The organism is Streptococcus sanguinis (assembly GCF_008329445.1).
GTDB lineage: Bacteria > Bacillota > Bacilli > Lactobacillales > Streptococcaceae > Streptococcus > Streptococcus sanguinis_O.
The window spans coordinates 38,456-64,155 of the sequence record NZ_VIBR01000004.1 but is presented as its reverse complement, the minus strand read 5'-3'; the positions used below and the strand labels follow the sequence as shown (position 1 = coordinate 64,155).

Sequence of the window (25,700 nt, the reverse complement as noted above, 5' to 3'; positions counted from 1 at the left end):
TTTTATGTATGAAGGTAGCTTTTATTTTTTCTCAATGTAGCGCAGTGGGAAGGCATTTTCTTCTGGAGCAAAACGCATGCCATCGAGTTCTCCCTTACGATAGACAGAGACAACGGATTGGTAAGTGATTGGGATATAGATAGCTTCATCATGGAGCATAGTGAGGACTTTCTTGTAGCCTTCATCGACTTTTACTTCGTCTGGCTCAACCAGAGTCGCCTTGATAATGCTGTCCATTTCTGACTTAGATGGCAGAGCTTCTAGGGAAACATTTTCTGGGTGACCATGGTCTGCTGGTGAAGTCAGAGCAGTCATCCAAGCATGCGGATCCCAAGGTGCTCCCCAAGAGAAGGTCAGCATCAAATCAAAGTCGCCAGTCTTAATATTTTCCCAGTAGTCATCTTCTTCCATAGCTTTGAGCTGAACATCGATTCCGATTTTCTTCCATTCGCCCTGGAAGTACTCAACCAAGTCCTTGTCTGTCGCCTTAGACGAGATATAAGGAACATTCAGACTCAATTTCTTGCCGTCTTTTTCGCGGATACCGTCAGAACCTTTCTTCCAGCCTGCTTGATCCAGCATCTTTTCAGCCAGCTCAATATCGTATTCATAGGGAGTCAGATTAGCGTCAGAGTGAGGGGTAGACTTAGAGAAGATAGTATCAGCTGGTGTTTCTGTTCCGCGGAAAATGTCTTTCGCGATAGACTTCTTATCAACCGCATGGTTCATCGCCTGACGGACCGTCTTGTCTTTGAAGATTTCTTGCTTGGCATTCAAGAGCATGAGGCGGCTGGACATTGGCTGAGATACGTCTGTCGTGTACTTGTCATCCTTGGCATACTTGGCAAAGTTATCCAAACCGATAACGCCATTCCCATAGATCAAGTCAACATTGCCAGACTCAAACTCAAGAGCACGGGTTTGTGGATCTGGAATAATCTTGACTGTTACTTCTTTCAGTTTAGGCTTTTCACCCCAGTAATTTTCGTTACGGGTAAAGGTGATGTACTCGTTTGGCTTCTTGTCTTTGACAACCCATTGACCGGTTCCGATTGGCTTCTTGAGGTTGTCCTTGGTCGTATCATCTCCGTCAGGGAAAGCAGCATCAGCTATGAAGCGAATCGGACGAATCATTTATAAATCATAGAGAGTCGCACTGTAGGCTTGTTTGAGCTTAATCTCAAAGGTATGCTCATCTACAACTCGATAGCTTTCCAGCTGGTTGGTAAAGTCAAACCAAGTGTGGTTTTTCTTATTTTCCTCTGAAAAGACGGTATCGAAATTCCGTTTGACATTCTCAGCATTAAAGTCAGAGTCGTCTGAGAATTTTGCTTTTCTCAGCTTGAAGGTATAGGTTTTACCATCTTCGCTGATATCCCAGCTTTCAGCCAAGGCTGGCTCGATTTTACCATTGTCACCGTAGCGGACTAGGCCTTCATAGACCATATCCTGAATGACAAATTGATCTGGATTGTAGCGGTGAGGATTGACATCCCCAAAGTCCTCTCCCCAGACCATAGTGAGTTTGTCTTTCTCATTGACCTGTTTGGAAGAATTTGAGTTTTGCTGGCAGGCTACCAAGAATAAAGGCAGCAAGAGGACAACTAATAAAAATAATTTTTTTCTCATTTTTATTGAATCACTTTCTTGTATTCATATTTTTTATGATTGCAGTCCCAAGAGATAAGGGGCTATAGTTTTTTAGCTGTTGATTTTTTGATGATCAATTCATGCGGTTGTACTTGCTGTTCAGAGCGTCTCCGAACTTGGTAAAGAGGAGAATCGTCAGAATCAGCAAGATACAAGGAAAGACCACAATCCAAGGGGCTTCCTGAATGTAAATCCGGCCGTCATTAATCATGGCTCCCCACTCAGGCGATGGTGCCTGAGCTCCCAGACCGACAAAGCTGAGGCCAGCGATTTCCATGATAATGGTGCTAATATCAAAGCTCATGGTTGTCAGAATCTGAGGAAAAAGACTGGGGAAATAATAGTTTTTCAGGCTTGTCCAAAAACTATTGCCATACATTTTCGAGGACTGGATATAGGGTTCATTTTTCAGCTGCAGGGTCATGGAGCGCATCAGGTAGGCATACTTGGTCCAGGCCGTTAGGCAGATAGCGATGAGGGTCTGCTGGAGACCGATGCCCAAGATACTGACGATGGCAATGACCAGAATGATAGATGGGAAAGACTGAAAAGCCGTGATTACCAGCAAGATGAACTGGTCGAATTTCCCGCCGATGAAGGCGCTGGTTACCCCAATAAAGGAGCCTACCGTCGCAATTAGCATCAGAATCATCAGGGCTGGCAGGACTGTTTCCGCACCTCCGCTCACTGCACGCGCAAAGACAGACCGTCCTAGAGCGTCCGTTCCGAACCACTCACTGCTGCTCGGCCCTTGCAGGGCTTGGCCCAAATTGACCTTGGTTAAACTATCACCCAAGAGATGAGGGGCCAAGGAGGATAGGATCAGAGCCAGGACGATGAGGCCGCCCAAGGCCAGGAGTTTTCGATTGATTTTCTTATCCATACGAACCCTCCTTGCTTGCTTTTAATTTCTTCGTGCGCGGCAGCAGTTTGGGATTTTCCTGAGCCAGTCGGACGCGAGGATTGAGCCAAATCGTAAGCAGCTGAAAGACTAGATTTACAGTCAAGACTCCCGCTGTGATAAAGAGGACCGCACCCTGAATGAGGGGATAATCCCGCTTGGCAACTACGCCAATCAGCATCTTACCGATGCCCGGCCAGGAAAAGAGGTGCTCGATAATAGCCACCCCTCCTAGGAGCGAGCCCAGAGAGAGGCTGACTAAGGTGAGAAGAAAGGGCAGGACATTGTAAATCACGTCATGCAACAGGATATGTCCCTCTCGAATCCCCCGACCACGCGCACCTTCGACTTCTGGCGAATGCAGCACTTCTATCAAAGCGGTCCGCAGCTGCGGGATATAACGAGTGGACATAATCATGGCCAGTGTTATGACTGGCAAGACTAGACCCAGCTCATTAGCCGTTGCCTGAATGGGAAACCAGTGCAGCTGAACAGAAAAGATCAGAATCAGGATAATCCCCATAACAAAGCTAGGAATGGCATTCAGAAAAGCCAGACCTCCCATCAGGAAGCGATCAACTGGCTTTCCTGCATGGTAGGATGTGTAGAGAGCTGTCGGCAAGGAAATTCCCAGAGTTGCTAGCAGGGTATAAAAAGCTAGGTAGACTGTATTGGGAAAATAGAAAACCAGCTGCTCCCAGACCGAAGCTCCGGAATTATAGGTCACACCAAAGTCGCCATGGACAATCCTGCCCAGCCAGGCCAGATATTGCTCCATAAAGCTGCCATTCAGGCCCATCTCAGCCCGCTTGATTTCCAGCAATTCCTTGGTAAAAGGAATACCCTGAGCATTGAGGATACTCTCAGCCGGATCTCCCGGTGCTAGATAAACCAGCAAAAAGGAGATAAAGCTGACGCAGAGCAGGATGAGGACGAATTGCAGAATAGTTTTGATAATAAATTTAATCATGCGCCTCCCTTTCAGATGTCTGGTAGCTTTCAGGCTTCTTGCTGGCTACGGCCAGCAGCACTTCGCCTTGGTGGACGACCAAGGTCGCTTTCTGGTAGAGGACCAGACCGTCTTCCTTGGCAGTCACCTTTTCTAAAATATTGCCATAAATATCACAGATTTCGCCAATGACCTGACCAGCCTGTACTGTTTGATTGGGTCGGACAAAGCACATCCAGCAGCCCGACCTTTGACAGGTCAGATAGTAACTGTCGTCAAAGATCAGCGGCGCCCGCTTATAATAGGGCATGCTCCCTTCAAAAAGGTATCGGGCGACTTGTTTGATCGACTCCTTCATAGCCAGCACATCCTCTGGCAGACAGGTGCCATTTTCTCCCTGCTCCAGCAGGATGCTAGGCAAACCATAGTCCACCGAGGCAGCGTGATAAAGATTGCCACGGTCCTGAGATCGATAGATAATCGGTGTCCCAGAAGCCTGCAGCATCTGATAGGACTTTTCCATCACCTCTGGATTTGCCCGCAGGGAATAGTAACCATGAGGGGTCAGCAGTTCTTCCCGATTGCCACTATGCAGGTCAATGAGGAAGTCACTGACACTAAAGACCTGACTCTCAATCACAGACCGAATCTGATAGCTGAGGCTGGAAACTGGCTCTTGATCCTGAAAAATCCTGTTCAGATTGAGGCCGTCCTCAGGTACAAGTGTCGTCTCCCGAGCCCAGAAGCCGCTGACATTGACTGCATGCAGGAGGAGGACAGAGCCTTGAAAGTTAAAGTCCCACTCATGCGCTAAATCCATTAGCGCCTTGACACCGACATACTCGCAGCCATGGACTGCAGCACTGATGGTCAGCAAGGGCTGGGAGGCCTGTCCTTTGAGCAGAGTGTACTGGATAGCCAGCTCATCCGTGATGGGCAGACTTCCTTGATAGCTGCTGCATGGAGCCATAGAGTCTAGTTCTTGCTTAATCCTCATCTTTATCCTCCCTGTACTGACTGAGCAAGAGCTTGGTATAGTCACTCTTGGGAGCAGAGACGACCTCTCGCATGCTGCCCTTCTCCTGCACGATTCCGTCCTTGAGGACGACCAAATCTTCCGCAAAATTGCTGACCAGAGCGATGTCATGAGAGATGAAGAGAAAGGAGGTCTGCGAGCGTTCCTTGATATCTGCCAGCAGCTGCATGACTTCATACTGGACGGTCACATCCAGAGCACTGGTGATTTCATCGCAGATGAGCACATCAGGATTAATCAGCAGGGCACGGGCAATGGCCGCCCGCTGACATTCTCCTCCGCTCAGCTGATGCGGCAGCCGCTGAGCAAGCTCAACTGTCAGACCGACCGAGGTCAGCAAGTCATGGATGGCCTGCTTTCTATCTGACTGCTGCTGATAGAGAGAGAAATTTCGACAGACCTCTTCTAGGCTCTGCTGAATGCTGCGCTTGGGATGAAAAGTCGACTGGGGCTGCTGGGCAATATACTGGACCCGAGCATAGTAGTCTCTATCTCTGTAGGCAGAGACTGGTTTGCCCAGTAGGGTCAGCTCTCCTTGGTCCGGCTTTAAAAAGCGGCAGATGAGTTTGGCAATGGTACTCTTACCAGAGCCTGATTCACCGACCAGACCCAAAGCCTGTCCCTTTTCCAAGCTAATGTCAATATCAAAGACACCGCTTCTCCGCTCGCCTATCTGACTGTACTCGTAGGTCAGCTGGCGACCGATCAATACTTGATTCATAGCTGCTCCCCTTCTCTAAACTCTGCCAGCTTGGGTACGGCCTTCAGCAATTTCTGGGTATAGGCCTGCTCAGGATGGCAGAGAATTTGATGGGCTGGACCACTTTCGACAATCTGCCCTTCTTTCATGACGACTACCTTTTGCGCTAGATGCTCAGCTACACTGATATCATGTGTGACAAAGAGAATGGCCATGTTTTCCTCCTGATGAAGCTTGCTCAAGAGATCAAGCAACTTCATTTTCGACAGGACATCCAGAGCGCTGGTCGGCTCATCAGCCAGAAGCAGTTTGGGCCTGCTGGCTAGAGCTAGCGCCACACCGACCAGCTGCATCATACCACCGCTGAGCTCGAAAGGATACTTATCGAGGACTTTTTCAGGCAGCAGTCCCACCATCTCTAGACATTCCTCCAAGGGACGGAGATTTGCTGCTTGCTGGCCCTGATTTTTCACCAAGTCCTGATAATGCTTTTTGATCTTACGACGGTTATTGAAGCTGAGACTGGCATGCTGACTAATCCAGGCCACTTCTCGGCCTACAAAAGGCAGATAAATGCGATGGTCCTGGGGATGAATTTCCTGCCCCTCAAAGGTAATACTGCCCTCTGTCACTGTCAGCCCCCTAAGAGGGAGGCCCAGCAGCATCTTGAGCAGGGTAGACTTGCCACTGCCACTCTCGCCCACAATCGAAAGGGACTCCCCCTCTGCAAGAGAGAGGGAGACCCGATCGAGAATGACTTTATCTGCTGACTGCACCAGCAGATCTTTCATTTCCAGCATGTTTTATTCCTTTGATAGTTTGTTGCTGACGTGATAGTAGTCTGTTGGATGGGATTCCAAACCAGAGACGGACTTGTCCATTACCAGAGCGACCTTGAAGAAGCCGATAATGGTAAAGCCATAGTCCTTGTCCATGATTTCTTGGATTTCCTTGCTGAGCTGATTGCGCTTAGCTGGATCAGTTTCAGTCGCCAACTCTTCGATTTTCTTATCCGCTTCTGGATTGCTGTAGTGACCGATATTGGCTGTACCATTGGTCTTAACAGCACTGTTGAAGAAGGCATACGGATCACCAATCGGAGCTGCTACCACCGCGTAAGGTGTGAAGGCATAATCCTTTTCACTGGCAACGGCACTGACTTCAACTTTCTTAATGGTCGCTTCGATTCCGACTTCCTTGAGCTGTTGCTGAGTTGCTTCTACAGCCAGCGGCATTTCAGGCAGACGGGTAAAGGACAGCAGCTCAATACTGACTTTTTGACCGTCTTTTTCACGGTAGCCATCGCCGTCGGTATCCTTGTAGCCAGCCTCATCCAAGAGTTTCTTAGCCTTGTCTACGTTAAATTCATGGACGCTCTTTTGCAGGGCAAAGGCGAAGCCAGTAGGGAAAGGTCCAACAGCTGGCACAGCTGAGCCTTTAAAGAGGGATTCAGAGTAGGTCTTCTTGTCTACCAAGGTATCTAAAGCCTGACGGAACTTATCATCTGCCACATAAGGATTTTCGAAGTTATAATAGTAAGCTAGGTAGCGGGAACCTTCTACTTCAGAAATTTTGTAGTTCTTATCGGAAGCATAGGTGCTTAGATTTGCATAAGGCAGACCATAGACGGCATCCACTTCCTTAGACTTGAGGGCTGCAGAAATAGCTGTCGGATCAGAGAAGTATTTAATCTTCAGATTAGCAACTTTTGGCTTGCCATCCCAGTAGTCTTCATAAGCCTTGAGCTCTGCTCCGCTCTCAGGAGTGTACTTGGTCACCATGTAAGGTCCAGTTCCGACAGGAGCCTTGTCAGATGCACTCTTGCCAGTCGTATCGACAATAGCGGAGTAGGGCTCTGCCAAGAGATTAGCCATGATAGGCTGCACAGCCTTTGTCTTGATGGTCACGGTTTGACCCTCTGCAGAAATGCTGTCAATGCCCATATCTGATGCTGCCCGCTCGCTTGTCTTAATCAAGCGTTCCAGAGAAGCTTTGACCTTTTCACCGGTCATTTTTTCACCATTTTGGAAGGTCACCTTATCCTTGAGGGTAATTTTCCACTCTAGGTCTGAGACTGCTTCGATTTTCTCAGCCAGCCAAGGTTTCACCTCAAGTTTGTCGTCCATCTTAAAGAGGGTTTCTCCCACTCCGTAACGGACCGTGAACCAGCCATTGTATTCCGCTGCTGGATCCACATTTGCTGGAAACTGAGTGTAGCCAATGGTTACAGTCTTACTGCCACTATCGCCAGCAGGCTCGCTGGTTTTGCTAGGGTTTACACAGGAGGCTAGGGCTAGGCCTGCCAAGGCTAGAGCCATAATTTTTTTAAAATGTTTCATAAAGTATTCAACTTCCTTTTCTATTTTGTAAACTACTTTAAGACGGTCTGTCCTAGTCAAATCTATATATACTTCGCTCTCTGTCTAAGGTGGGTGGTTCTATGTCCTGAAGATGAGAGAGCAAACGAGTGAAAAACAAATGATTGCTCATTCTTTTTCCTCCTTGGGGATGTGCTTGTCTTAATCTTTTCCTTCCAGATAGCTTCTAGCATCTTCGACAAAGGCAGTTGGCAGAGCCAAGTCTGCCTGCAACTCATCGCGATAAGCTCGGATGACTTCTGCCTCTCGGCCAGAGACAACCTTTTCTGCCCAGTCGGGGTCTAAGAGCAGGGCCTTGCCCAGGGCAAAAAGCGGAATCCCCGCATCCAATACTTGCTGGGCATCCTGCTTGGTCTTTATCTGACCGACACCAATCAGGGGCACTCTACCATTAATTTTTCTGATAATTTTCTGAATCACTGGCTCCGAGTCCTGAGAATCTCTGATAGACGAGCGCCAGACATCAGAGGTCGAAATATGCAGATAGTCCACCTGATGATAGATGAGCTGCTCCAGCAACTGCAGGGTATCATAAAGCTGGATACCTGGCTCTTCAATCTCTTCCGGAGAAAAGCGGTAGCCAATCAGGAAGGGGCGTTCTGCCTCTTCTTTGACTAGTTGCTTGGCTCTTTTCAGCAAGGTCTTTGGAAAGCGCAGGCGGTTGTTAAGACTGCCGCCCCACTTGTCCTGACGGACATTGGAATGGGGAGAGACAAACTGCTGAATCAGATAGGTATTGGCGCCATGAAGCTCGACTCCGTCAAAGCCAGCCTGAATGGCCCGTCTGATAGCTGATAGAAAATCCTCTATCACCTGCTCTACTTCAGAATTCTTGAGCGCCCTCGGCTCTGCCAGATAATCGCGCGGAGCCTTGACAGCGCTAGGTGCTACTGGCTGACCGTCAATCAAATCAGGCAGAACCATGCGACCACCATGATAAAGCTGCACAATAGCTAAAGCCCCTTGGTCCTTGATGGCCTTGGCCAGACGACTAAGCCCCTCAATCTTATCGTCCTCAGCGCCGCTGAAGCTCTCCGCAAAGGACTTGCCCAGAGGATGGACATAGGTACTGCCAGTTATGACCATGCCAACCGACCTCGACCGGCGGGCAAAAAAGTCAATATCTGCCTGAGATACATAGCCTCCAGGCTCACTAGCACAGATGGTCATAGGCGCCAAGACAACGCGATTGCGCATGGTCTGACCATTTTTAAAAGTAAATTTATCCTGAATCTGTGTATTCATCTAGTCACCTCTTTCCCAAGATAAATCATGTTGTTTTTTAATAATAAAGCCTTAGAGTAAGGTCGCCTGCCAAGTCTGGTCCCGCTCTTCTAAGAGCAGCACTCGTCCTTGGGGGACATCAATGTTCCAAAAAACAGCCTCTCCATCAACCAAATGCTGGTAAATCAAGCGAAGGACTCCCAAATGAGCCACTAGAGCCATTAACTCATCAGCACTATCTAGCAGGCGGTCCGTTGCTGCCCAGACTCTGGTCTGAAAGTCTGAGAAAACTTCTGCTTCAGGAGGCGTGACCTCAAAGGGGGCCTCCAACCAAGCTTGCCAGACTTCTGGAAACGCCGCTTCAATCTCATCAGCTGTCAAACCTTCCCATTGTCCAAAGCCCCGCTCGTCAAAATCAGCTATGGCCTGTACTTGCCTGTCTGGAAAAGCCAGCTGGGCTGTTTCCTGCGTCCGCTTGAGACTACTAGTGTAGATTGCATCAACCGCATGCTTCTGCATCAGCAGCGCCAGCTGCTTAGCGTCCGCTTGGCCTTGCTCATTGATAGAGACATCATGGCTGCCGTAGAAACAGCGCCTGCGATTGTAGTCTGTCTGACCGTGCCGCATCAGATACCATCTTTTCATCCTAGCACCACCAATCCTAAAAGATAGAGGAGTTGGGCAACTTCAACATAGGCTCCTAGCGTATCGCCTGTGTGGCCGTCAATTTTATTATAAACGAACCGGCGATAGCCGATTGCTCCCAAAAATACTAAGCCATAAGCCAAGAGGCCTCTCCAGCTAAAAACTAGCAGAGACAGGAGCAAGGGGAGAAGCTGGGCAAGCAGGATATGACTCGTCTTGCTGCCACTGAAGAAATTCCCCGAACCGCCGCCTTCTCTGGCATAGGTCATCCGGTAAAGCTGTAGGCTCAAACCGGCCTTGCCAATCATGGACAGACTAGCCACGATAAACCAGCGAGGCTCTGGCAGATAAGGATAGAGAACCAGCATCAGAGCATAGTAGAGAATGAGCGCCAGAACTCCATTGCTGCCAATCCGGCTGTCCTTCATAATCTCCAGCATCCGCTCCTTCTTACGAGAGGAGAAGAGCCCATCCGCCGTATCCGCTAAAGCGTCCAAGTGAAAGCCACCTGTCAGCAGAACATCGAAAGCAAGGGTCAGAACCCAAGCAACCATTCCTGGTAAGACTAGACTCATTAGGAAATAAAATCCACCTGAAATCAAACCCAGCAAGAGACCAAAGAGGGTCAGAAAAGGAAGTCCCCGTCGCAGATAGGAGATATCCACTGCCTTTGGAATCACAATCCGGCTAAAAAATTGGGTATAGATAATCAATGCCTTTATCATTTCAACTGCTGAGCGAGACCGCAGATAACCAGATAAGCCTCACTCGCCTCCTTTGCAATCAGTTGGTTGATCTTGCCCTGCACATCACGGAAGAAGCGTCCTAGTCTGGTCTCTGGGACAATGCCCAGGCCAACCTCGTCCGTCACAATCCAGCACTCAGCATTTGCCTGACGGATTGTGGATAGGAGCTCTTGCCATTCTTCTTCCAAGAGCTGCAGCAGGAAAGACTGCTCCTGCCGACTGAGAAAGTGCTCCTCTGTCAGCTCCAGCTTGTCTGGAAAATGCTGAGCAATCAAATCAAAGAGGCGATTGCTGGTCAGAAGCGTGGCACAATCCAGCAGATAAACTGGATGCGACTGCTCTCGCAGCCAGTCGGCCAGCCCTGCATACTGCTCTTGAGTCGTCCAGGAAGTCGGCCGGCGTTCTTGGTGCAGCCGAATCCGCTCCTGCCATTCTGGATCTTCTCCTCGGGGTAGGCCGGTCGCAATATAGCAAACTCGCTCTCGATCCGCCAACTGCTCCTCCGCAAATGCTGACTTGCCGCTTCTGGCCCCGCCTGTCACTAACACAATCTTAGCCATTTGCTTCTTCTTTCATTGCATGAAATGCCCGCTCAAAGGCTGCCAAGGTCTGGTCTAGATCCGCTCTAGTATGGGCACTGGACATAAAGTTGGTTTCATACTGAGATGGCGCCAGATAGATGCCCTCTTCCAGCAAGAGACCGTGCAGTCGTGCAAACTGTACATGGTCAGCCGCCTTAGAATCCTCAAAGTTGCGGACTGGCTTCTGGCTGAAAAAGAAGCCAAACATGGTACCTTTTGATACGACTTGCAGATCAATGCTGTACTTGTCTGCTAGATTTCGCAAGCCATCACAGAGGTAGCTTGTTTTCTCTTCAATCTCATCAAAGAGTTCAGGTGTTAGCTGTTTCAGAGTTTCATAACCGGCCGTCATAGCGACTGGATTCCCCGACAAGGTACCAGCCTGGTAGATGCTGCCTAGAGGCGCTACCTGATCCATATAGACGGCCTTGCCGCCAAAGGCTGCGACGGGGAAGCCGCCACCAATAACCTTGCCCAAGCAGACCAGATCTGGCTCTGTCTGATAGAGGCCGACTGCCCCCTGATAATGAGCTCGGAAACCACTCATGACCTCGTCCACGATGAAGAGAGAGCCGTATTCCTGAGTGAGGGAGCGAATAGTACTGATAAAGTTCGCATCCGCTGGAATCAAGCCCATATTGCCAGCAACTGCTTCTAAAATGACACAGGCAATGTCATCTCCGTACTTTTCAAAGCAAGCCTTGAGAGCATCTTTGTCATTGTACGGCAAGGCCAGAGTTTCCCCAGCTACCTGAGCAATGACTCCGGCAGAATCAGCAATCCCAAAGCTGGCCAAGCCTGAACCAGCCTGAACCAAAAAGGAATCACTGTGGCCGTGATAGCAGCCGATAAATTTAACAATTTTAGATCGCTTGGTCACTCCACGTGCTACCCGAATGGCGCTCATGGTCGCTTCCGTTCCCGAATTGACCATCCGCATTCTTTCCATGAAAGGCAGACGCTCCTGCACCAGCTGGCCAAGAGCGATTTCTCTGGGACTCGGAGCACCAAAGCTGGTCCCCTCCCAAATAGATTCCTCAACTGCCGGCAACACATCCTTAGGAGCATGCCCCAAAATCATGGGTCCCCAAGACAGGACGTAGTCAATATAGCGGTTGCCATCGACATCATGCAGATAGGCGCCGCTGGCTTTTTCGATAAAAAGCGGATGGCCGCCCACAGCCTTAAAAGCCCGTACAGGACTGTTGACCCCGCCTGGAAAGAGCTTTTGAGCCTCTGTGAAATATTGGTTGGAATGTTCTCTCTTCAAGTTCGTCCTCCTTATCTAGAAAACTGCTGATTTTCCGCAGTCTCTATCCTTCTTTCAGATAGCCGGCCGCATCCTTGGCAAAATAAGTGATAATCAAGTCTGCCCCAGCCCGCTTCATACTGGTCAAAGTTTCCATGACTATAGCTTTTTCATTGATCCAGCCCTGCTGGGCTGCTGCCTTGACCATGGCGTATTCTCCACTGACATTATAGGTCACCAGAGGCAACCGAGTTTCCTGACGCAGCTCTCTGAGGATATCCAGAAAGGCCAGAGCCGGCTTAACCATGAGAAAGTCTGCTCCCTGCTCCTCATCGCTCTTGGCTTCTCTCAAAGCCTCCAATCGATTGGCCGGATCCATCTGATAGGTCTTGCGGTCACCAAAGGCCGGAGCACTCTCACCAGCATCTCGGAAAGGTCCATAAAAGCTAGAGGCAAACTTAATGGCATAGGACATGATCGGAATGTCTTCAAAGCCCGCTGCATCAAGTCCCTGACGAATAGCCGCCACAAAACCGTCCATGGCATTGGAAGGCGCAATGACATCTGCTCCAGCCCTGGCTTGGCTGACAGCGACTTCTGTCAGTCTAGTCAGAGACAGATCATTATCCACTTCTTCCCCTCGCAAAATACCGCAATGGCCGTGACTGGTAAACTCACAGAGACAGGTGTCTGCAATGACGACCGTCTCAGGAAAATGCTTCTTGATCAGACGGATAGCTTCTTGGACAATGCCATTTTCAGCTGAAGCCTGACTGCCTATTTCGTCCTTTTCTGACGGAATGCCAAAGACGATAAAAGCTCGAATACCTAAGTCCACACATTCCTGAACTTCTGGCAGCAAATCCTCGAGGGAGAACTGATAAACTCCCGGCATAGAAGCTACCTCTTGCTTTTCAGTCAACCCTTCCTTGACAAACAAGGGTTGGATAAAATCATCCACAGACAGCTTGGTTTCTCGAACCAGCTGCCGCAGACTGCTGCTTCTCCTCAGTCTGCGATGTCTATAAAATTCCATGCTTCTTCTCTTCTTTCTTGATTATTTCCTTGACCATTTCCTCAACAGAAGGACTCTGGGGCTGGTAATCTACCCCATAGCCAGACTCCTTAACCGCCTGAGCCGTTGTCTGACCAATCACTGCAATCTGATGGCTGGATGCTAGATGGGGCTGAATAGCACAAAAACTCTGCCAAGCCGACGGACTGGCAAAGGTCCAAATCACTTCCTCTTGAGACAGATAGGTCTCGAGCTGGTCCTGACCAGCAGGATTTGAGGTCGTTTCGTACATAGGCCAAGCCCAGACATCATGACCTGCTTCTTTTAACTTCTCAGCCAGACTGGGATTGGACAAGCTGCTCTGGGGCAGCAAAATCTTCTGCGTTGGCAGAGCCAAATCCAACCACTCCTGAATAAAGTCAAGACCATAGTGGCTGCTGGCCTGAAAATCACAGGCTCGGCCTAGCTTGTCCAGCGCCTGACTGGTCTGCGGCCCGATGGTCGCAATCTGGTAGTCAGCTTTCAGATAGGGACTGAAAGCCTCTACTGCGACAGCACTGGTAAAAAAGGCCCAGTCAGCTTCTGGCAGTGCTGCTTGGACATCTTCTGGCAAGGGCAGAGTCTGACAGCGAATGAGAGGAACATGATGCGTCTCAAATCCAGCCTGTCTGATCTTTTCTAGCCAGGCAGAGTCTGGCGCCTGCTCTCTGGTAAAGATTATTTTTTTAACCATGGCATTCCTACTGCTCCCTTATCGGCTAATTGGCGCACAGCCTGCTCTGCCAATTGCTGGCCATCCTGCCCTTGAAGGATGACAAAGACACATTGGCCGTCCTCCTTGGCCAGCATGGCCTCTAGCTGGTAGTCCTGACCGTTTTTCTGGGCAAAAGCAGCGATAGGGAAAGTACAGTCTGCATTCATCTGAGCCAAAACTGCCCTCTCAACTTCCACTTCAGCTGCTGTCTTCTCATCCTGAACAGTTGCCAAGAGACTCCGCAGTTCCTCATCCTCTTCCCGGCATTCCACTGCCAAAGCTCCCTGAGAAATAGCCGGCAGGCAAAGACTGGTCTCTAAAGGCTGAATGTGAAGATGGCTTTGGTCCAGCCAGCCCAAACGTTTAAGTCCAGCCATAGCCAAGACAATCGCATCGTATTCACCTTCTTCCAGCTTCTTGATGCGTGTATCAATATTGCCTCGCAGTGGCTTGAACGTCAAATCCGGCCTCTGAGCCTGCAGCTGAACCTGTCGGCGAATGCTGCTGGTTCCTATAAGAGCGCCCTTAGGCAGGTCAGCCAATGTCTGGCCAGCTTGACGGAAAATCAAGCAATCTCGAACATCTTCTCGCTGGCTAATCGCACCGAGTGCACAGCCCTCAGCTAGTTTAGCGGGCATGTCCTTGAGACTGTGGACTGCCATATCAATCTCACCAGCCAAGAGGGCTCGCTCGATTTCCTTGACAAAGACTCCCTTGCCGCCAATTTCCTGGAGGCTGACATGGGTCAATCGATCTCCTTTTGTGGTATAGGGAACGAGGACAAAATCCCGCTCTGGATGGAGCTTCTTGAGCTGGTCGACTAACTGCTGGGTCTGGGTCATAGCCAGCTTACTCTTGCGGGTTCCTACCTTAATGACCTTCATCTTTTCCCCTTTCTCTGTGCAAGCCAAATATCTTGGCAATCAAGGCAATGTCATAGTCTGAATGCTCTCCGACTGACAGCTCTTTGAGCTGCAAGATTGGCTCCTTCAAGACTTGGTTGATAATACTCTTCATGTGCTTGGAAATCTGCTTTTGCTCCCGCTCGGTCAAATCCGGAAACTTACGATTAAGGCTTTCCATGGCCGAAGCTTGAGCTTCCAAAGCCTTATCCCTGATTTCCTGAATCAGAGGAATAATGCCCAGTTGCTGACGCCAGTCAGCAAACTTGACCAGCTCCTCATCAATCTCCAAAGCAATCCGACCGGCAATCTCCTGCCGTTCCGCTTTGTATTGCTCCAGTTGATTGGTCAGATTTTCGATATTATAGAGCTTCAGAGATGAGCCTGGATGGCAGGAACGAGGCAGACAGAGGTCAAACACGACCGCATCCGCCTTAAGCATGGAGGGAAAGATAATGTATTCTTCCGTTTTAACAGCTGAAAAGACCACATCCGCATCCGCCAGCACTGCCTCCAACTCATCCCAGCCATGGGCAGATACCCTGTCCTCTGTCAGAAAAGGCTGGGCCTTGCTGACTGTCCGATTGAGCAGCATAACTGACTTGAAAGGCCGCTGTAGAGCATACTTAGTCACCAGCTGACCAATCTCTCCCAAACCGATAACAGCTACCTTTTTAGTGCTGTAATCCAGCCCCAGTCGGTCCAATTCTTGGATAGCCGTCAGGCCGATAGAAATAGGCCGGTCATTGATCCGATAAGTATCATGCATGCACTTAGCAAAGGTCAGCGCCTGCTTGAAAGCCTGATTGAGGACAATTCCAGTCGTACCAGCATCTTGCGCTGTCAGGAAAGCCTGCTTGAGCTGGCCCAAGACCTGACTTTCACCAACAATCTTGGATTCCAATCCGATAGAGACCCGCAGCAGATGCCGCAAGGCCTCATCCCCTTCACGAAAGACTAAATACTCTTCCAGCTCCTTGACAGGAATCTGAAACCAGTCCGCCAAAAAATGCTTGGAATAGTAGCGGCCAGTATGCAGCTGGTCCACCACCAGATAGAGCTCGGTCCGATTGCAGGTGGACAGGATGATATTTTCCAAGATACTTTTTTCTCTTTTCAGGAGCTTTAGGGCTTTCAGCCCCTCCTGATCTGAGAAATGCGCTTTTTCCAAAATTGGCAGCGGCGTTTCCCGATGGGTCAAACCCACATATAATAGGTGCATGCTTCTTTCCTTCTTTTAAAGTTGGTCTAAAATTGCTTCTATCTTCTTGCGAATCTCCTTGGAGCGACTAGGCGAGAGACCGTTGGTCGAGATCATGACAGACACGTCCTTCTTTCGCGCAATGGCTACATTGTAGAAGTCAGAAAAGGTCTTGTCGCCCGTATTGTTTACCAGCTGACTGGGTGCAGCATCCTCCATAATCTGACGGTTAACTTCCGCCTGATCTGTACAGGCAAAGACTAGCTTTGCGCCTTCCAAATCGCCTGTCTGGTAGGGTCTAGCTAGCCACTGGATCTCCGCCTGTGGAATATCAGCATGCAGAGTCGGACTGACTACTGTCACAGCAGCTTGCTCAGCCAGCAGGGTCTTAATCTTCCGCGCTGCGACCTTGCCGCCTCCCACTACCACGACTTTCTTCTCTCTGATATTAATCATGACTGGATACATGCTAGCTTCTCCTATTTCTTTTCCCGAAAGATTTTTGCGCTGCGTTTGTAGACCGTATCTGGCTCCTCGAGCCGGTCATTGACCAATCGAGCCAGTACAAAAAAGTAATCCGACAGACGGTTGATATAGATCAAGCCGATCTCATTGACCGCTTCATCTGCCTCTATAACAGCTACCATACGCCGCTCCAGACGTCTGGTCATGGTGCGGGCCACATGCAGGAGACTGGCAATCCGATGGCCGCCCGGAATGATAAAGCGGTCGATTTTCGGAGGGATATGCATATACTCATCCATCCGCTCCTCCAGCCAGCTGACATTGGCTGGTTCTTGCTTGTAGGGGCGTAACTCCCGCGGCGTAGCCAAGTCGCTGCCGCAGTCAAATAGATGCTGCTGGATTTCCTCGCATTCCAGACGTAGGTCATCCAAGATAGGATAGTCGCGCATCTCAGATACGACATAGCCTAGATGAGAGCATAGCTCATCCATCGTTCCATAAGCTTCGACTCGAATATGGGTCTTGGATACTCGATCCCCACCGTAGAGCCGAGTAAACCCTTTGTCTCCGTATTTCGTATAAATTCTCATTTTTCTTCTCTGTTGATGATTTGATAAATCTGCTCCATGTCCAAAGACTGGCGCAGGACGTCTGCTAACTTATCATACTCTCTATCTTTAAAGTCTTTGATACTGACAAGCTGGTCCTCTAGCGGTTCTAAGCCCTTAGCCAGACGAAGTTCATTCAGGTACTGACGAGTCCATTCTAGATTGTCAAAGACCCCATGAAGGTAAGTTCCTTGCACCTGCCCGCCATAAGCCACAGCTCCATCTGGACGCTCGGTTGCCTCACCATTTTGCTCCTTGATGATGGAAAATGGCTCCAGACGATCCGCCAGCTGGGTTTCCCCCATGTGAATCTCGTAGCCCTCTAGTTCTTGTCCCTCATGCAGGGCTCTGACCTGCGTCGTCCTCTTGACCGGCTGAAGCACCGTCTCGGTCTCTAAAATACCCAGCCCGCTAATCTCTTCTAAGTCAGACTCTAGGTGCAGCGGATCGCTAATCTTCTGTCCCAGCAGCTGATAGCCGCCACAGATACCAAAGATTCGCACGCCCTGCTCTAGACACTCGAGAATCTCAGCTTCAAGACCAGACTCTCTCAGATAGTTCATGTCTTCGATGGTGTTTTTGCTGCCCGGCAGAATCAAGAGGTCCGGTCGACCAATCGCATCACCAGGCTGGACATAGCGGACAGAAACATCCGGCTGGATTTCCAGACTGTGAAAATCCGTAAAGTTGGACAGGCGCTTGAGGCTGACAACTGCGATATCCAGACTCTTTCTGCTATCAAAGCGCCGACTTTTCTGTACCAATGCCACACTGTCTTCGCTGTCAATATCCAGCTGGGCATAAGGCACGACTCCGATAACCGGCACCTGGGTCAGCTCCTCAATCATATCAATACCGGACTGCAGCAGGGCCACATCGCCACGGAATTTATTGATAATAACACCCTTGATCCGCTTGCGGTCCTCAGGCGGCATGAGCTCAATCGTTCCATAGATAGAGGCAAAGACGCCGCCCTTATCAATATCCGCCACTAAAATCACTGGCGCATCAACTAACTTGGCCATGCCCATATTGACAATGTCTCGGTCATTGAGATTGATTTCAGCTGGACTGCCCGCACCCTCAATGACGATGATATCATTCTCAGCGCCCAGCTCCTCATAGACTTCCTTAATCTTAGGCAGGAGCTGCTGCTTGTATTCATGGTATTCGACGGCATCCATATCCCGCAGTACACGGCCTAGAAAAACAACCTGAGACTTACGGTCAGAGGTGGGTTTGAGCAGGACCGGATTCATGCGGACATCCGGCTCTTTGCCAGCTGCCTCAGCCTGAACGACCTGAGCCCGGCCCATTTCATCTCCTTTTTTGGTGATAAAGGAATTAAGCGCCATATTCTGCGACTTAAAAGGCACCACTTCTAGGCCATCCTGCTTGAAAATCCGGCAGAGACCCGCCGCAATAATGCTCTTCCCAGCATCTGAGGCAGTTCCCTGTACCATCAATGATTTGACCATTTTACATTTCCTCCTAGCTGCTCAAAGAAAGCAGCTTCATTTTCTGCCAGTGGCGTCTGGATAGTCTGATGAAGCTTGACAATCCAAGGTACAGCCAATCCTGCCTCTACTAGCAGTTCTCCCTGCTGGAAGAAATCAAACTTGCTGCCCTCCGCAATCAAATGCCCCTTCTGCAGCAGGTAGGCATAGTCACAGCAGTCATACATCAGATCCATGTCATGGCTGGATACGATGATGTTAGTTCCAGCCTGGACTAGCTTTTTCATGGTCGCTGCCATCTGGTCCCGCCCTTTGGGATCCAGTCCTGCCGTCGGCTCATCCAGCAGCAGATACTTGGGCTGCAGGGCTAGCATACCTGCAATAGCCACACGCTTTTTCTGGCCGTAGCTCAGATACTGCAGCGGTCTGTCCTGCAGATGGGAAATGTCCATCATCTCTAAAGCCGTCGCTACTCTGCTGGTTATCTCGTCTTCTTCATAGCCTAAGTTTTCCAAGGCCATGCCAATATCGTCCTTCACAATGGTATAAAAGAGCTGCTGCTCTGGATTCTGAAAGACCATATTGACATGCTGCCGATACTGGAACAAAGCCTTCTTAGAGTCGCCCACAGGCTGACCATCATATAAAATGCTGCCCTTCTGCGGTTTGAGCAGTCGGGTGATGATTTTCATGATGGTAGACTTACCTGAGCCATTAACTCCCAGAATACCGGTAATCCGGCCTTCTTCGAAGTCCATAGAAATATCGTGCAGCGTTGGATTTTCGTCATACGAAAAAGAAATATTCTTTACTTGTAACATCTAAGTTTCCTATCTACTTTCCATTATAGTATAAAAGCAGTCTTATTGTAAATGCGCTTTTATTATTCACTGTGCTCTGCATCAAATCTTAGCGTTAGCACCTCATTTAAATGCTGATTATCATCCAGCAATTTAACAAAAAGAGTATTGGCTAATCTGCCCCAGGCTTGGTGTTGCTTCCTTTTATTGTAAAAGGAGAATTTCAAGTCCAAGGTATCCCGAATGGTCACAAACTCATAGAAGACCAGGAAAATGAAGCGATACATGAGGACAATCAAGTCTAGCAGTACCCGTGGAACATGCATGGCTTTAAAAAGCCGCAGCATCTGAGCAAAAGGCACCGTCAGGACAAAGAAATAAGTCGAAACCAAGGATGAATAGATGCGCAAGAGGATAAAAATGGTCTGCTGGACAGAGGATTGGCTGATGCCCAGATAGCCCTGACCCAAAGGCAAGGCCAGCAAGAGCTGCTCCTGACTATTCTGATAGGTCAAGACAAAGGTCAAGAGACTGATCAGGATAAAGATACTGGCATGCAGATACCATTTCAGATAGCGCAGCCACGGAAGCCGAGCCACATAGCAAGTCAGAGGCGCCATCAAGACGATAAGTCCTAGCTGCAGACTCCTGACACCAGAAAAGCTGACAGCTAACAAGAGCACATAGATGACAAATTTATAAGCAACCGGCAGATTTTTCAGCCGATTTTGATAGGCATATTTATCAATCGCAAACAAGTGGAGGTACTCCTTTCTAGCTTTGTTTTTACCACGCCCCCAGTACAGAGCAGCTCCGGTCCCAAACAAGCTGAATCGCTATCAAGAACCAGAGCTCGCTCATACTGTTGAAGGCTTTTATTTATGTTCAGAGTTTTCCTTTTGTTGGCCTTGCTTTTTCCCTTTGTGGTAGCCAATGACATAGAAGATGATACCCGCTCCGATACTGCCTTGCAGGGTGAAGAGCAGACTTTCTACTTCTGGACCCGCTGGCTCAAAGATTGGTGAAAACCAAGGCTCATAGTCCTTTTGGATAGAGCTAATGGTTTTTTCAGCAGCGTCATCTGTTCCACTGTATTCCACACCCTTAGGTGCAAAGATAAAGGCAGCTAGAGTGACTGCTACTGCAGCCAAGATTAAAATGATATTCTTGTATTTTTTCATTTGAACAGACCTGCTCTTTCTTTGACATTTTCTGAGATTAAGTTATAGAGGACAACTGTCAGCAATCCTTCTACGATAGCGATTGGGATTTGAGTAGTCAAGAAGACACCCATGAATTTCAGTGCAGAACCAACAAAGCCACTGTTAGCATCAGGGAAGACCAAACCGAGCTGGATAGAAGTTGTCGCATAAGTCGCCAAGTCCGCAATCACAGCACAGATAAAGATTGAAACCGGTGTAGAAAGCTTGATAGATTTAGCAAACTTGTAGACGAAATAACCAACAAATGGACCAACCACTGCCATTGAGAATGCATTGGCACCCAAAGTTGTCAAGCCGCCGTGAGCCAAGAGAAGGGCTTGGAAGAGCAAGCAGATGGTTCCCAAAACGCTGATAACGGACGGGCCAAACATAGCTGTCCCCAGACCAACCCCAGTCGGATGCGAACTAGATCCTGTAACAGACGGAATCTTCAAAGAAGACAGGATGAAGATAAAGGCACCGGACAAGGCCAACATAGTCTTGGAATTTGGATCCTCTGCAACGATTTTCTTGATGCGCATCAATCCTACTACAAAGAAAGGCAGGAATACGGCGAACCAGAAGATACACCAAAAGAGTGGAAGATAGCCTTCCATGATATGCATAGCTGACACAGACTGGGTACTCAGTACCGCCAAAATAGCCAGCAAGGCAACAAAAGTTACTTTTTTATTTTTTAATAGTTTCATGTTTTTTTCCTTTTCTAAGAGCCTGAGCTCACAAGAATGAATCTTCATCCTTGAACATAGACTCTGATTTTAAAAAATCTTCTTTTTCACGAGGAAGGTAGTAAAATAAGGCAGCTTGGTTTCTGGTGTGATTCCATCGAGGCCCAGCAGAGTCTGCTGCTTATCTGTCGAAGAATTGCTAACCATGAAAGTCTGCTGCAAGAGACCGAGCTTTTCGAGCAGAGGCAGGACAGTATCTAGGTGATTGGCCACCTTCATCAGCACAATCGAGTCATGCAACTCAAGTGCCGCCTCAATCTTCTCAGCTGAAGCCGTAGCTGGAATGACCGCCAGAGACTCCTCATCCATAGTCAGGGGCTGACCTAACTCAGAAGCCATGCTGCAGAAAGAGGTGATACCAGGGATGGTCTGACAGTCGATTTCCTTATTGAGCAACTCCAGTAGATAGCTGTAAGTACTATAGACCATGGGGTCACCCAGTGTGATAAAGCCGACATTCTTGCCTGACTTGACATCCTCTGCGATTTCAGCAGAGATGGCCTGCCACTGGACTTCTTTGGTCAAATTGGAACGGACCATAGGGAAATGCCGCTGCTTGATTTCCAGATGCTCTTTCAGGTAGGGCTCTGCAATGCCTAATGCAAAGCTCTTGCTTCCCTTCTTAGCTTCTGGTGTATAGAGAATATCTAAGTCTTCCAAAAGCCGACTGGCCTTAACAGTGACTAGCTCACTATCACCCGGTCCCACACCAATTCCGTAAAATTTTGCCATTCCTTCCTCCTATTCGATGATTTCTTCTAAATGCTGGATATAGAGCTGCTGAACCTCAGGGTATTCGCCCAGACCGACCAGATGGGCCTTGACCTCATATCCCCGCTCCTTGAAGAAGTGATACCAAGAACCTTCCTCATCTGAGCTCATATCATTGGTCGCATGGTCACCAGCCACCAGCATGAAAGGTGCCAGATGCACTTCTCGGACACCCTCTTTCTTCAGTTCCTGCTCAATCAGCTCAACTGGAGGATAGCTTTCTACACAGCCGATATAGACTGAGCTTTCCTTCATCATATGATCCAAGGCCGCATAAGCTGTAAAAGCATAATGCTGGCTGCCGTGGCCCATCAGAACTGTTGCTGCCTCTTGACCTTCATGGCCATACCGTTCCAGCAGAATATCCTTGACAGCCTCATAGTCTTCCTGACTATTGAGCAGAGGCTTGGCAACGACCAGCTTTTTAAAAGCTGATTCAAACTCTTTGGCTTGGGCGAGAATCTTCTCATACTCGCTGCCCAAAATGACATGGAGAGGCTGGATATAGACCTCTTCAGTGCCCGCTTCCAAGAGCTGCTCCAAAACCTCTTTGACCGTAGGAATATCTAGCCCTTCCTGCTTCTTAATCCGACGTCTAACGACATTTGAGGTAAAAGCTCGGTGGACTGGATAGTCTGGAAAATGTTCCTGAATAGCCTGCTCACAAGCCTCAATTGTTTTACGTCTGGTCTCGGGATAGGTCGTTCCGAAACTGACTACTACTATAGCTTTACTCATGACCTGTATCCTTTCAGAGAATTTCCCGACATTTATCGATGATAGAAGCAATAGTCGCTTCATCTGTCTCAACAATCTTGCTAAAGCCTGCTTCCTCTAAAACAGCCCGCGTGCTGGCACCCATGACAACGATAGGGACATCTGTCCAGTCAAATCCAGCTTCTTGACTAGCTGCTACAAAGTTCATGGCCGCAGCAGAGTTCGGAAGACAGACCACTTCAATCTCTGACCAATTGTCACTGCTAATCTGACTGTCAAAGGCCAGCCTGTGGCTAGCGATAATCGGCAGCGAATAGAGTTCTGCCAGACTGGCTTTCTTATGCTCAGCTGTCAGAATATACCAGTTGCCGCCTTCTTTTTCCAGAGCAGCTGCAAAATCCGCATCGGACTGCTGAGGCGTCATCCGATCCAGCACAATGCCGCTCGCTTCAATAGACTTAGCCGTATGATGACCAATAGCTGCAAAGCGGATGTGCGGTAGACTGCGCAAGTCTCTGCCTGCCTTGCGGAGAGCTTTCAAGAAGAGCGGCCAGCTTTGCATATCTGCAAAGAGGAGGCCGTCTACTTGCTCCAAGTCCGGCAGCTGCAAGTCTAACTCTTCAACCAAATCTCGAGCAGGGAAAGTGGTCAGCGCAGCTCCAGCATCCCTGAGCAAACGAGGAAGTCTGCCAGTCTCTGATTGCTGGATGAAGATTTTACGGCCGAAAAGCGGCAGATTCTCATGGAAATTCAGCTGCTGTCTATAGGCCACGACATCACCTACCACGATGACACTCGGTGCCTTAAAGTCTTCAGCTTCTGCTAGTTCTACTATGTTACCCAAGGTTCCATCCACCGAGCGCTGTTGAGGATGGGTTCCCCATTCAACGATGGCGGCTGGCTTGTCCTTGCCATAGCCTCTAGCCGTCAGCTCTTGGACGATGGAAGGCAGATTTTTCATGCCCATGAGGAAGACTAAAGTTCCTTTGAGCTCAGAAATTGCTTCCCAGTTGAGCATTTCTGTCTCATCCTTGAGATGGGCTGTAAAGACATGGAAGCTAGTCGCTACATCCCGATAAGTCATAGGAATCCCTGCATAGGTCAGACCAGCCACAGCAGAGGTGATGCCTGGCACCACTTCAAAGTCCACACCAGCTTCCACCAGCTTGACTCCTTCTTCTCCGCCTCGGCCAAAGATATAGGGATCGCCACTCTTAAGGCGGACTACCCGCTTGCCCTGACGGGCTTTTTCGATAAGAATATTTTCAATTTCTTCCTGTCGGATGCAGGGCTGACCTGGCTTTTTGCCGACATCTATCTTTTCGCAGTCAGACTTTAGATGCTGAAAGAGCTCTTGATTGACCAAGCGGTCAAAGACCAAGACATCTGCTTCTTGAAGCCGTCTCTTTCCTTTGAGGGTCAACAACTCCGCATCCCCTGGACCTGCTCCCAGTAATGTTACTAAACCGGACATTTTTTCTCCTTTTATTAGCTATTTTTTCAGATAAGCCTCTAACTCTTCCAAGTTAGAAACCATCTGCGGATAGGCCACAATTGGCCGAGAGATGATAATGCAGTCCATCCCCAGCTCTTGACAGCCATCAATCTTTTCACGAATACCGCCGACGGTACCGCTCTCCTTGGAAACAAAGACATCTGCTCCTGAGCGCAGCAAGAGCTCTTTATTACACTCTTTGGAAAATGGAGCCTTAATCGCATCAATCTGATCCGCTACCAGTCCCAGCTGCTCACAAGCCAGAAGCACTTCCGAAGTCGGCAGAACGCGAACGACAATCCGCTGCTCTGGTAGGCCCTTGACAAAGAGCGGCAGGGTCTTGCTGCCTGTTCCCAGATAGACTGTCTTGTAGCCGCGCTTGGCAATCTCATCAATGGCTTCTTGGGTCGAATGCACCACGATGGCCCCGCTCAAATCCAAGGTAGCCTGGCGCTCAAAGCGCAGGTAAGATACACCAGCCATCTCTGCCGCCCGAATGGCTTCCTTGGAAACGATGTCCGCAAAAGGATGGGTCGCATCAATGATTTCATCCACATCATTCTCTTTGATGAAGGCAACCATGTCCTCAGCTGTCAGCCGGCCCTGAATGACCGGCTGGCCGAACTTGGAAGCCAAGTGCCGGCCGTAGTCTGTGACAACAGAGCTGGTCACATCGATTTTCAAGCGGTCAAGCACTTCTAAAATAGCGGTGCTGTCGGATGTCCCTCCCAGCAGTAATTTCATCATAAAGTATATCCTCGAGGTGTGATCATGCGTCCGTTTTTAACATAAGTTTCTTTGTTACCAACGATAACAATTGTCGTCATATCTACCAAAGTTTCATCCAAGTCTTTGATAGTCGTCAAGATGATTTCCTCATCCTTACGGCCAATGTCCTTACCGATACCGACGATCGTATCCTCTGCCTTGTACTCAGACATGATAGAAAGTGCTTTTGCCAAATGGTCTGGACGTCCCTTACTCCGAGGGTTGTAAAGGCAGACAACAAAGTCCCCTTGAGCTGCGGCATGCAGACGCTTCTCAATCATTTCCCAAGGCGTCATCAAGTCACTCAGACTGATGTGACAGAAGTCATTCATAAGAGGAGCTCCCATAGCAGCAGCGGCACCTAGACTAGCTGTGATACCTGGAACCACTTTAACTTCTACATCACTGGCATCTCCCAGCAATTCTAAAATCAAGCCAGCCATCCCATAGACTCCAGCATCTCCACTGGAAACAACTCCGACATTTTTGCCAGTCTCTCTAGCCAAATCAATAGCCTTTTGACAACGGTCGATTTCCTGGCGCATACCATTCGCTACGAGCTCCTTGTCCTTGACCAAATCAAGAATCAACCGCATATAAGTCGAGTAGCCGACGATAATCTCACAATCGGCTATAGCAGCCAATGCTTCTTGTGACATCAATTCTTTTTTACCTGGGCCTAATCCGATAACGTATAACATATATTTTTTCTCCTTTATGGGTATGATAAAATTTTA

Annotated in this window: 27 protein-coding genes and 1 pseudogene; all 28 read right to left on the bottom strand. The window is 49.0% G+C overall.

All coding sequences use genetic code 11. From position 1 onward, the window contains the following. Positions 1 to 21: 21 nt before the first annotated feature. The 28 genes and pseudogenes from nikA to cobJ all read right to left on the bottom strand — a co-directional run bounded on the left by nikA (position 22) and on the right by cobJ (position 25,664). Positions 22 to 1,629: pseudogene (nikA, locus tag FKX92_RS09115) on the bottom strand (nickel ABC transporter substrate-binding protein). Between the two features lie 94 nt (positions 1,630 to 1,723). Beyond that, complete coding sequence (locus FKX92_RS09110; protein WP_002915853.1) at positions 1,724 to 2,533, bottom strand: ABC transporter permease; 810 nt, start codon at positions 2,531 to 2,533, stop codon at positions 1,724 to 1,726. Further along, on the bottom strand, positions 2,526 to 3,521 hold the full coding sequence (locus FKX92_RS09105; protein ID WP_011836551.1) for an ABC transporter permease: 996 nt from the start codon (positions 3,519 to 3,521) through the stop codon (positions 2,526 to 2,528). Before FKX92_RS09105 ends, FKX92_RS09110 begins: the two co-directional genes overlap by 8 nt. Continuing rightward, positions 3,514 to 4,497: a M14 family metallopeptidase gene (locus FKX92_RS09100; protein ID WP_011836550.1), complete on the bottom strand. Its 984-nt coding sequence runs from the start codon at positions 4,495 to 4,497 to the stop codon at positions 3,514 to 3,516. Before FKX92_RS09100 ends, FKX92_RS09105 begins: the two co-directional genes overlap by 8 nt. Further along, the gene (locus tag FKX92_RS09095; RefSeq protein WP_011836549.1) at positions 4,487 to 5,257 is read right to left on the bottom strand and encodes an ABC transporter ATP-binding protein; all 771 of its coding nucleotides are present in this window, start codon (positions 5,255 to 5,257) and stop codon (positions 4,487 to 4,489) included. Before FKX92_RS09095 ends, FKX92_RS09100 begins: the two co-directional genes overlap by 11 nt. Then, positions 5,254 to 6,036: an ATP-binding cassette domain-containing protein gene (locus FKX92_RS09090; protein ID WP_149566135.1), complete on the bottom strand. Its 783-nt coding sequence runs from the start codon at positions 6,034 to 6,036 to the stop codon at positions 5,254 to 5,256. Before FKX92_RS09090 ends, FKX92_RS09095 begins: the two co-directional genes overlap by 4 nt. 3 nt (positions 6,037 to 6,039) lie before the next feature. Beyond that, the gene (locus tag FKX92_RS09085) at positions 6,040 to 7,635 is read right to left on the bottom strand and encodes an ABC transporter substrate-binding protein (RefSeq protein WP_187759417.1); all 1,596 of its coding nucleotides are present in this window, start codon (positions 7,633 to 7,635) and stop codon (positions 6,040 to 6,042) included. Positions 7,636 to 7,755: 120 nt separating this feature from the next. Beyond that, positions 7,756 to 8,859: an NADH-dependent flavin oxidoreductase gene (locus FKX92_RS09080; RefSeq protein ID WP_149566133.1), complete on the bottom strand. Its 1,104-nt coding sequence runs from the start codon at positions 8,857 to 8,859 to the stop codon at positions 7,756 to 7,758. Between the two features lie 51 nt (positions 8,860 to 8,910). Beyond that, positions 8,911 to 9,483: a histidine phosphatase family protein gene (locus FKX92_RS09075; protein ID WP_149566132.1), complete on the bottom strand. Its 573-nt coding sequence runs from the start codon at positions 9,481 to 9,483 to the stop codon at positions 8,911 to 8,913. Further along, entirely contained in the window at positions 9,480 to 10,208 is a 729-nt protein-coding gene (cobS, locus tag FKX92_RS09070; RefSeq protein WP_149566131.1) for an adenosylcobinamide-GDP ribazoletransferase, read from the bottom strand. The genes FKX92_RS09075 and cobS overlap by 4 nt, the downstream gene beginning before the upstream one ends. Beyond that, positions 10,205 to 10,789 (bottom strand): bifunctional adenosylcobinamide kinase/adenosylcobinamide-phosphate guanylyltransferase, encoded by a 585-nt coding sequence (gene cobU, locus FKX92_RS09065; RefSeq protein WP_149566130.1) that lies wholly within the window; start codon positions 10,787 to 10,789, stop codon positions 10,205 to 10,207. Before cobU ends, cobS begins: the two co-directional genes overlap by 4 nt. Further along, positions 10,782 to 12,080, bottom strand: a complete 1,299-nt coding sequence (hemL, locus tag FKX92_RS09060; RefSeq protein ID WP_149566129.1) for a glutamate-1-semialdehyde 2,1-aminomutase — start codon at positions 12,078 to 12,080, stop codon at positions 10,782 to 10,784. The genes cobU and hemL overlap by 8 nt, the downstream gene beginning before the upstream one ends. Positions 12,081 to 12,123: 43 nt before the next feature. Beyond that, entirely contained in the window at positions 12,124 to 13,095 is a 972-nt protein-coding gene (hemB, locus tag FKX92_RS09055; RefSeq protein ID WP_002910526.1) for a porphobilinogen synthase, read from the bottom strand. Next, the gene (locus FKX92_RS09050; RefSeq protein ID WP_149566128.1) at positions 13,082 to 13,807 is read right to left on the bottom strand and encodes a uroporphyrinogen-III synthase; all 726 of its coding nucleotides are present in this window, start codon (positions 13,805 to 13,807) and stop codon (positions 13,082 to 13,084) included. The genes hemB and FKX92_RS09050 overlap by 14 nt, the downstream gene beginning before the upstream one ends. Next, complete coding sequence (hemC, locus tag FKX92_RS09045) at positions 13,792 to 14,712, bottom strand: hydroxymethylbilane synthase (protein WP_149566127.1); 921 nt, start codon at positions 14,710 to 14,712, stop codon at positions 13,792 to 13,794. The genes FKX92_RS09050 and hemC overlap by 16 nt, the downstream gene beginning before the upstream one ends. Next, positions 14,699 to 15,952: a glutamyl-tRNA reductase gene (gene hemA, locus FKX92_RS09040; protein ID WP_149566126.1), complete on the bottom strand. Its 1,254-nt coding sequence runs from the start codon at positions 15,950 to 15,952 to the stop codon at positions 14,699 to 14,701. The genes hemC and hemA overlap by 14 nt, the downstream gene beginning before the upstream one ends. A gap of 15 nt (positions 15,953 to 15,967) precedes the next feature. Beyond that, the gene (locus tag FKX92_RS09035; RefSeq protein WP_002896443.1) at positions 15,968 to 16,399 is read right to left on the bottom strand and encodes a precorrin-2 dehydrogenase/sirohydrochlorin ferrochelatase family protein; all 432 of its coding nucleotides are present in this window, start codon (positions 16,397 to 16,399) and stop codon (positions 15,968 to 15,970) included. Between the two features lie 11 nt (positions 16,400 to 16,410). Then, positions 16,411 to 16,986, bottom strand: a complete 576-nt coding sequence (locus tag FKX92_RS09030) for a cob(I)yrinic acid a,c-diamide adenosyltransferase (protein ID WP_111676385.1) — start codon at positions 16,984 to 16,986, stop codon at positions 16,411 to 16,413. After that, on the bottom strand, positions 16,983 to 18,482 hold the full coding sequence (locus tag FKX92_RS09025; RefSeq protein WP_111676387.1) for a cobyric acid synthase: 1,500 nt from the start codon (positions 18,480 to 18,482) through the stop codon (positions 16,983 to 16,985). Before FKX92_RS09025 ends, FKX92_RS09030 begins: the two co-directional genes overlap by 4 nt. After that, entirely contained in the window at positions 18,467 to 19,282 is an 816-nt protein-coding gene (locus FKX92_RS09020) for an energy-coupling factor ABC transporter ATP-binding protein (protein ID WP_149566125.1), read from the bottom strand. The genes FKX92_RS09025 and FKX92_RS09020 overlap by 16 nt, the downstream gene beginning before the upstream one ends. Before the next feature lie 62 nt (positions 19,283 to 19,344). Next, positions 19,345 to 20,019: a CbiQ family ECF transporter T component gene (locus FKX92_RS09015; protein WP_125401503.1), complete on the bottom strand. Its 675-nt coding sequence runs from the start codon at positions 20,017 to 20,019 to the stop codon at positions 19,345 to 19,347. A 117-nt stretch (positions 20,020 to 20,136) separates the two neighbouring features. After that, entirely contained in the window at positions 20,137 to 20,442 is a 306-nt protein-coding gene (locus FKX92_RS09010) for an energy-coupling factor ABC transporter substrate-binding protein (protein ID WP_002896451.1), read from the bottom strand. After that, entirely contained in the window at positions 20,439 to 21,173 is a 735-nt protein-coding gene (locus tag FKX92_RS09005; protein ID WP_002901131.1) for an energy-coupling factor ABC transporter permease, read from the bottom strand. Before FKX92_RS09005 ends, FKX92_RS09010 begins: the two co-directional genes overlap by 4 nt. Positions 21,174 to 21,242: 69 nt before the next feature. Then, the gene (locus tag FKX92_RS09000; protein ID WP_149566124.1) at positions 21,243 to 21,944 is read right to left on the bottom strand and encodes a cobalt-factor II C(20)-methyltransferase; all 702 of its coding nucleotides are present in this window, start codon (positions 21,942 to 21,944) and stop codon (positions 21,243 to 21,245) included. A 9-nt stretch (positions 21,945 to 21,953) separates the two neighbouring features. Continuing rightward, positions 21,954 to 22,721: a sirohydrochlorin cobaltochelatase gene (locus FKX92_RS08995; RefSeq protein WP_149566123.1), complete on the bottom strand. Its 768-nt coding sequence runs from the start codon at positions 22,719 to 22,721 to the stop codon at positions 21,954 to 21,956. Positions 22,722 to 22,734: 13 nt separating this feature from the next. Beyond that, positions 22,735 to 24,174: a uroporphyrinogen-III C-methyltransferase gene (cobA, locus tag FKX92_RS08990; protein ID WP_149566122.1), complete on the bottom strand. Its 1,440-nt coding sequence runs from the start codon at positions 24,172 to 24,174 to the stop codon at positions 22,735 to 22,737. An 18-nt stretch (positions 24,175 to 24,192) separates the two neighbouring features. Then, the gene (gene cobK, locus FKX92_RS08985; RefSeq protein ID WP_149566121.1) at positions 24,193 to 24,942 is read right to left on the bottom strand and encodes a precorrin-6A reductase; all 750 of its coding nucleotides are present in this window, start codon (positions 24,940 to 24,942) and stop codon (positions 24,193 to 24,195) included. Further along, positions 24,939 to 25,664, bottom strand: a complete 726-nt coding sequence (gene cobJ / locus FKX92_RS08980) for a precorrin-3B C(17)-methyltransferase (RefSeq protein ID WP_149566120.1) — start codon at positions 25,662 to 25,664, stop codon at positions 24,939 to 24,941. Before cobJ ends, cobK begins: the two co-directional genes overlap by 4 nt. Positions 25,665 to 25,700: the final 36 nt, after the last annotated feature.